General features: G+C 65.5%; 6 protein-coding genes. 1 reads left to right on the forward strand and 5 read right to left on the reverse strand.

All coding sequences use genetic code 11. From position 1 onward, the window contains the following. Nucleotides 1-127: 127 nt before the first annotated feature. Nucleotides 128-352, reverse strand: coding sequence for a hypothetical protein (locus AB4097_RS05955; protein WP_442037689.1), 225 nt, complete (start codon nucleotides 350-352; stop codon nucleotides 128-130). A gap of 325 nt (nucleotides 353-677) precedes the next feature. Between AB4097_RS05955 and AB4097_RS05960 the strand changes: the two genes are divergently transcribed. Next, nucleotides 678-2,498 carry an aminopeptidase P family protein gene (locus tag AB4097_RS05960; protein ID WP_442037690.1) on the forward strand — a complete coding sequence of 607 codons (1,821 nt, stop codon included), beginning with the start codon at nucleotides 678-680 and terminating at the stop codon, nucleotides 2,496-2,498. On the opposite strand, the gene AB4097_RS05965 is transcribed toward AB4097_RS05960, so the two are convergent. The 4 genes from AB4097_RS05965 to ligA form a co-directional block, all read right to left on the reverse strand. After that, the gene (locus AB4097_RS05965; RefSeq protein ID WP_442037691.1) at nucleotides 2,495-2,794 is read right to left on the reverse strand and encodes an AzlD family protein; all 300 of its coding nucleotides are present in this window, start codon (nucleotides 2,792-2,794) and stop codon (nucleotides 2,495-2,497) included. The genes AB4097_RS05960 and AB4097_RS05965 overlap by 4 nt on opposite strands. Continuing rightward, nucleotides 2,794-3,501: an AzlC family ABC transporter permease gene (locus AB4097_RS05970; RefSeq protein WP_442037692.1), complete on the reverse strand. Its 708-nt coding sequence runs from the start codon at nucleotides 3,499-3,501 to the stop codon at nucleotides 2,794-2,796. Before AB4097_RS05970 ends, AB4097_RS05965 begins: the two co-directional genes overlap by 1 nt. Nucleotides 3,502-3,567: 66 nt before the next feature. Continuing rightward, on the reverse strand, nucleotides 3,568-4,434 hold the full coding sequence (locus AB4097_RS05975; protein WP_442037693.1) for an AraC family ligand binding domain-containing protein: 867 nt from the start codon (nucleotides 4,432-4,434) through the stop codon (nucleotides 3,568-3,570). Nucleotides 4,435-4,496: 62 nt separating this feature from the next. Continuing rightward, nucleotides 4,497-6,656 (reverse strand): NAD-dependent DNA ligase LigA, encoded by a 2,160-nt coding sequence (ligA, locus tag AB4097_RS05980; protein WP_442037694.1) that lies wholly within the window; start codon nucleotides 6,654-6,656, stop codon nucleotides 4,497-4,499. Nucleotides 6,657-7,265 lie beyond the last annotated feature (609 nt).

Genomic DNA, 7,265 nt, shown 5'->3' on the forward strand with positions numbered 1-7,265 from the left:
GCCAGAAGGCCCGGATAGCGCTTGGCGAGTTCGCGACGCAGCTCGATGCTTTCGGCCCAGATGTCCCGGATTGTTTTCATGGCAGTGATGATGCTCATGGTATCGTCTCGCTTTGAAAAGGTGTTGGTCAGATCCTGGCGGGCAGCAGGTCGGCTTGATCGAGGAACTCTGCCGAATGGTCCTGCCTGCGGCTCAGGTCGATGACGAAAGCCTCGTGGCGGCGCAGTTCCCGAGCGGCGTTTCTGGCGCGGCTCTCGACGAGCGCGCTCGTGAAACGGGTTGCCAGCTGCGAGAGCCTGGATGAAGTTTTTTCGCGGCCAATGAGGGCGGAAGATAAAACGGCTGTGATCATGGGCTCATCTCCAACAGATTGGTGCTGAGACCCTTCAGCGTTCCTCCGTTATCGTTGACAGGAAGATATGCTCGATCCGACTTTAGTTGAAGTCACAGAATCACATGCACGTCATGCACTCATTGCAGGTCGTTGTCACAAACCGTTAATTTCCAGGCGCCTGGCGCATATTGCTTTTGCAAGTTGCTGCGGCGTGCAGCAGCATTCGCCCGATATATCGGCAGCTGCCATTCGAGACTTTTCGTGCCGAAAAGTGGTTTCCCCATCTAGTCCGATGCTCTAGCGTGGCGCCGTTTTCATGCTCGATTTTCGGTGACCGTTTCCCATGGCTCAGTTCCAGTTCTTCGACGATACGACCTCCCCTGCTCAAGGACCGAAGCACATCGCCAAGCTGCGAACCGAGATGGCCCGACGCGGCTTCGACGGCTTCATCGTTCCTCGCGCCGACGAGCATCAGGGCGAGTACGTGCCGAAGAGCGCGGAGCGTCTGTCATGGCTCACCGGCTTCACCGGCTCGGCCGGCACAGCCGTGATCCTCCAGTCCGAGGCGGCTCTGGTGGTCGACGGGCGCTATACGGTCCAAGCCGCCGAGCAGGTGGACACTTCAGTCATCACTCCGGTCCAACTGGCTAATTCCACTCCCGAGGATTGGATTGCCGATCACCTGCCGCCGGGCGGCATCATGGCCTATGACCCATGGCTCCATACGAGCGACGGCCTGAAGAAGCTCGAGCAGGCCGTGGGCCGTGCCGGCGGAAGGCTCTGCCCCGTCGACATCAATCTGGTCGACGTGATCTGGATCGACCGGCCGGCGCCGCCGCAGGCTCCCGTCAAGCCGCATCCGCTCGAATATGCCGGCGAGGCTGCGACCACCAAGCTGGAGCGCATCCGGAAGAAGATGGTGGAGGCGAAGCTCGACGCTCTGGTCATCTCCGATCCGCACAATCTCGCCTGGGCCTTCAACCTGCGCGGCGGCGACGTGGGACACACGCCCCTGCCCCTCGGCTATGCCATCCTTCCGAAGGAAGGCCGCGCCAGTCTGTTCTTCGATCCGGCGAAGGTGACGAACGAGGCCGGTGCGGCGGTGGGCGACCTCGCCGACTTCGCTCCCATAGCAACCTTCCAGGGAGCCCTCGACACCCTGGGCCAGACCGGTGGCAAGATCCGCATCGATGCCGCGACCGGCGCGGTCGCCCTGATCCGGCGGATCGAGGCGGCGGGTGGCACGGTGGATGTCGGATCCGATCCGATCGCCCTGATGAAGGCCGTCAAGAACGAGGCCGAGATCGCAGGCTCCCACGCGGCGCATCTGCGCGACGGCGTCGCCGTCGCCCGCTTCCTCGCCTGGCTCGACCGCGAGGCCCCGTCGGGCAAGCTGACGGAGATCGATGTGGTCGAGGCTCTGGAGGCCTTCCGGGTCGAGACGGGCGCCTTGCAGAACATCTCCTTCCCGAGCATCTCCGGGGCCGGCCCCAATGCCGCCCTGCCCCATTACCGCGTCACGACCTCGAACAATCGCACCCTTGAGCCCAACCGGATCTTCCTGATCGATTCCGGTGCGCAGTACGAGGACGGCACGACCGATATCACCCGCACCATCATCGTGGGCGAGCCGACGGCCGAGATGAAGGACCGCTTCACCCGCGTCCTCAAGGGCCATATCGCCATCGCGCAGGCCGTGTTCCCGAAAGGCACGACGGGCGCGCAGATCGATGCCTTCGCGCGCAAGCCCCTGTGGGATGCCGGCCTCGATTTCGATCACGGCACGGGCCATGGCATCGGCAGCTATCTCTCGGTGCATGAAGGCCCGCAGCGCATCGCCAAGACCGGGCATACGCCTCTGGAAGCGGGCATGATGCTGTCCAACGAGCCGGGCTTCTACAAGCCGGGCGATTACGGCATCCGCATCGAGAACCTGATCCTCGTGGAGCCGCGCAAGATCACCGGCGGCGACCGCGAGATGCTGGGCTTCGAGACGCTGACCTTCACGCCTATCGACCTGCGCCTCGTCGAACCCGCGATCATGACGGCCGACGAGATCGCATGGCTCAACGCCTATCACGCCGAGGTGCGTGAAAAGATCGGCCCGAAGCTCGACGCCGAGACGCGGACGTGGCTGGAGAACGCCACGCAGGCAATCGGCTAAAACACGCTCCGCAGCACCACGACCGATACCACGCCGACCGCGACCGTCCCGAGCAGCGGCAGCCTGAAGGCCGCCACTGCCGTGATGGCGGCCGCGAGCGCTTCCGCCCAGCCCGTGGTGAGCGCCGTCGGCGCGATGACGGCAACCAGCACTGCCGGCGGAATGGCGTCGAAGGCGGCCTTGGCGCGGCCCGTGAGCACGAGGCGGTCGGCCACGAACAGGCCCGCGATGCGGGTGACATAGGTCACGACCGCCATGGCCAGGATGGCAAGCAGGGTCGTCGCATCCAGATTCATCAGCGCGCCTCCCCGGGAGCCGCCAGATAGGCGGCGGCGATGCCCGCCAGGGCGCCCGAGGCCACATGCCAGGGCGCGCCGATGAAGTGATGGACAAGGGCCGCCACGGCGGCGCTGACGGCAACCGTGACCAGGGTCACCCGGCTGCGCCCGAAGCCTGCTACGAGGCCGATGAACAAGGCCGTGAAGGCGAAGTCGGCACCGATGCGCGCCGGGTCGCCGAGGAACGAGCCGAGGACCGCTCCGACACTCGAAAAGATTGTCCAGTTCGCCCACAGGACGATCCCCATGGCGGCCCAATAGGCGCCCGTCACCGGCCGGTCCAGGGCCCGCCGCTCGGACAGGGCCCAGGCCTCATCGGTCAGGAAGAAAAAGGACAGGAACTTCTGGATCCGCGACATGTGGACCTTCGGCGACAGGGATGCTCCCATCAGCACATGGCGTGCATTGATCAGCAGCGTCGCGAAGGCCAGCGTCAGGATCGGAGCGGGATGGATCCAGGTCTCGATGGCGGCAAACTGCGCCCCGCCGGCGAACACCAGGGCCGACATGACCGTGACCTCCAGCGGCGACAGCCCCTTGGCGGCGGCGACTGCCCCGAAGAGCAGGCTGATGGGGATGGCTGCCACCACGATGGGCGCGATGTCGCGCAGGCCCGCCCGGATTTCGCGGCGATAGTTGATGGTGAAGGGGTTCGATTGATCCATGGCATGCTCGCTTCCGCGCACCTTATGGGCGTTCGGTCCGAAGCCGTCTTGGATGAAAGTGCTGTCTCAGGCTGCCCGATAAGCCCCCGGCGTCACGCCCATGCGGGCCTTGAAGACGCGGTTGAGATGGCTCTGGTCGAAGAACCCGCAGGCCGCCGCCACGTCGCCCGGGGCCTGCCCCTGGCTCAGCAGCTTCGTGGCCGCGCGGAAGCGCCGGTCGAGCAGATAGGCATGGGGCGTCAGTCCCGTTTCCTTGGCGAAGGCGCGGATGAAATGGCTGCGGGAGAGCCCCGCCATGGTGGCGAGATGGGCAAGGTCCGCCTCCTCGCTCATATGGGCGTCGAGATAATCCCGCACCCGCAGGATGCCCTTCGAGCCGTAGCGCAGGGTCGGCAGGGCATCGAGATCGGCCCAGCGGGCGATCAGCCGGCTCAGGAAATCGATCAGCCGGGTATCCTGCTCCATCTCGGAAGTCCATCGTCCGTCCCGGGACAGGCAGGCATGGAGCCTGACCTGGGCCTGAAACAGTTCGGGATCGTTGATCACGGAACGCGGGAACCAGGGCGGGCGGGAGAGCGGACGCCCTGCCATGTCCTCGGCGATTTCCAGCATCAACTCAGGCGAAGGATAGAACGTCCGGTATTCGAACCCGCCGCCATAGGGCTCGCCGTCATGGATCTCGTCCGGGCAGACGACGGCGACGGAGCCCGCCGGCGCATAATGCTGCTCGCCGCGATGAAAGAAAGTCTCGCAGCCCGCCAGAACCGCCGCGATGGCATAGGTATCGTGGCTGTGCCGGGCGTAAGCGTGACGCCGGAAGGTCGCGCGCAGGCAGTCGAGGCCGCGGTAGCGCGGCACTCGCCAGAAATGCGTCACGTCGCCCGCTCCGACCAGTTCCGGATCGAGCGAGACCTCGGGGGTGATCACCGTCATGGGGCCACCATGCCACACCCTTGCGTCCAAGTCTTGGACGGGAATCTCCTTGGACAGTAGTCTCAACGTCGCCCGACCAAGGCGAACCAGCCGTCCTCGTCCATGACCTGAAGACCGAGTTCGGCCGCCTTGGCGAGCTTCGAGCCCGCTCCGGGACCGGCCACCACGATATCGGTCTTCTTCGACACCGATCCCGCCACCTTGGCGCCGAGCCGCTCGGCCATGGCCTTGGCCTCTTCGCGGGTCATTTGCTCCAGCGAGCCGGTGAAGACCACGGTCTTGCCCGCGACGGGCGAGTTCGCGGCGGCGGGCGCTTCCATCGGCTCGACGGTGACCTGGGCGAGGAGCGCATCGAGCATTTCCTCGTTGTGCCCCTCCTTGAAGAACTCGACGACCGCTTCCGCCACCACCGGACCGATGCCGCCGATGGCGGTCAGTTCAGCATGGGCGTCCGAGGCCGGATCGGCCGCAGCCTTCGCGGTCTCGCGCAAATGCTCGAAGGTGCCGAAATGGCGCGCCAGCAGCCGCGCCGACGTCTCGCCGATATGCGGGATGCCGAGGGCGAAGATGAAACGGTTCAATGCAATCGAACGCCGCTCCTCGATGGCGGCGAAGAGATTTTTCGCGCTCGTCTCGCCCCATCCCTCCCGGTTCTCCAGACGCTTCAAGCTGCGCGCGTTGCGGGCCTGCAGGGTGAAGATGTCCTGCGGCCGCTGGACGAGTCCCTCCTCATAGAACTCGTCAATGCGCTGCTCGCCCATGCCCTCGATATCGAAGGCGTTGCGCGACACGAAATGCTTCAGGCGCTCGCGGGCCTGCGCCGGGCAGATGAGGCCGCCGGTGCAGCGGCGCACCGCATCCTCCTTGCCGGTGCGCGGATTGACCTCGCGCACGGCATGGCTGCCGCAGGCCGGGCATGTGGTCGGAAACTCATACGGCTTCGCGTCGGCCGGGCGCTTCTCCAGCACCACGTCGAGCACCTTCGGGATCACGTCGCCGGCCCGGTTGATGACGACCGTATCGCCGATGCGGATGTCGACGCCGTTTCGGATCTTCTCGCCGTTGCCGCCGATGCCCTTGATGTAATCCTCGTTGTGCAGGGTCGCGTTCGACACGACCACGCCGCCGACGGTGACGGGCTTCAGCCGCGCGATGGGATTGAGCGAGCCGGTGCGGCCCACATTGATCTCGATGTCTTCCAGCACCGTCACGGCCTTCTGGGCCGGGAACTTGTGCGCCAGAGCCCAACGCGGCGAGCGCGACACGAAGCCGAGGCGCTGCTGCAGGTTCAGGTCGTCGACCTTGTAGACGACGCCGTCGATGTCGTAGCCGAGATTGGCGCGGTCGGTCTCGATGGCGTGGTAGTGCTCCAGCATCTCCTCGACGCTCGTGCAGCGCCGCGTGAGCGGATTGACCTTGAGACCGAAGTTCCTGAAGCACTCCATCATGCCGTGTTGCGTATCGGCCGGCATCTCGCTCACCTCGCCCCAGGCATAGGCGAAAAAGCGCAAGGGGCGCGATGCGGTGATCGCCGCATCGAGCTGGCGCAGGCTGCCCGCGGCCGCGTTGCGCGGATTGGCGAAGAGCGCCTTTCCGGCGGCCTCCTGGCGCGCGTTGATGGCGGCGAAATCCTCGTGCGAGAGATAGACCTCGCCGCGAACCTCGAAGATCTCGGGAACGCCCGCGCCTTTGAGCCGGTGCGGAATGTCGCCGACCGTGCGGGCATTGTTGGTCACGTCCTCGCCCACAGCGCCGTCGCCGCGTGTGGCGGCGGATACGAGCCTGCCGCCCTCGTAGCGCAGGCTCAAGGAGAGGCCGTCGATCTTCGGCTCCGCCGTGAAGGCGAGCGGCGCATCGGCCTTCCATTGCAGGAAGCGGCGGATGCGCTCGACGAATTCCTCCACCTCCTCGTCGGCGAAGCCGTTGGCGAGCGAGAGCATCGGCACCCGATGCCGGATCTTGCCGAATTTCTCCGACACCTTGGAGCCGACCTTCTGGGTCAGGCTCTCGGGCGTCTTTAGCTCGGGGAACTGATCCTCCAGCGCCTCGTAGCGCTTGCGCAGGGCGTCGTACTCGGCATCCGAGACACTCGGCGCATCGTCCTCGTAATAGCGCCTGTCGTGTTCCTTGATCTCGGCGCCGAGTCTCTCATGCTCGATCCGCGCTTCATCGGGCGTCAGGTGGTCGACAGGTGTCTCGGAGGATGTGCTGCGTGGGGGCATGGTCGAATCGTGTTTGAGGGTGCTTGAACCATAGCGCTCCGCGAAAGACTCTCCAGGGGCCGGACCGCCATTCGTCCAGCCCGTCCACGGTCATCTCCGCGCAGGCTGAGCCGATCCGGGATCCGGTTCAGGATGGGCACCGGCACCGCAACGCCGTCATTCCCGCGCAGGCGGGAACCCAGAACAGCGGAGAGTTCAGGAAGAAGCGAGCCGCGTCGTACCTCGTTCGGCTGCGTCAGTGGATATGGGTCCCGGGTTCCGCTGACGCGGCCCCGGGATGACGCCCTTGACGTCATCACCGGCCTCGTGCCGGTGATCCCGATTGCTTGAAACGCCGAGCCTCACTGATCGGGATGGCCGGGACAGGCCCGGCCATGACAGTGGTGTGGGGGTGATCCGTTCGTGTCAAAGAGCCAGCCCCTTCGGGCCCGCAGCGGGTGCTGCGAGCCTTCAGGGTTGATCGAGGGTGGCGCGACGGGCAATCCGGCTCGCTACTGATGTGAATGGAAGAGCCGAACTGCTCCTCGCGCACGGTTCTTTTAGGCGTTTAGACTTGGACCAGCACAAGGCTGCCAAGGGCCTCCTGGCGCCGGCTGCGTGACCGGCGGA

Origin of the sequence: Microvirga sp. 2MCAF35 (assembly GCF_052115545.1) — a bacterium.
Lineage (GTDB): Bacteria > Pseudomonadota > Alphaproteobacteria > Rhizobiales > Beijerinckiaceae > Microvirga.

Coding starts and splice junctions, on each gene's coding strand:
- AB4097_RS05960 (WP_442037690.1), top strand. CDS start 678: ATGGCTCAGTTCCAGTTCTTCGACGATACGACCTCCCCTGCTCAAGGA.
- AB4097_RS05955 (WP_442037689.1), bottom strand. CDS start 352: ATGATCACAGCCGTTTTATCTTCCGCCCTCATTGGCCGCGAAAAAACT.
- AB4097_RS05970 (WP_442037692.1), bottom strand. CDS start 3,501: ATGGATCAATCGAACCCCTTCACCATCAACTATCGCCGCGAAATCCGG.
- ligA (WP_442037694.1), bottom strand. CDS start 6,656: ATGCCCCCACGCAGCACATCCTCCGAGACACCTGTCGACCACCTGACG.
- AB4097_RS05975 (WP_442037693.1), bottom strand. CDS start 4,434: ATGACGGTGATCACCCCCGAGGTCTCGCTCGATCCGGAACTGGTCGGA.
- AB4097_RS05965 (WP_442037691.1), bottom strand. CDS start 2,794: ATGAATCTGGATGCGACGACCCTGCTTGCCATCCTGGCCATGGCGGTC.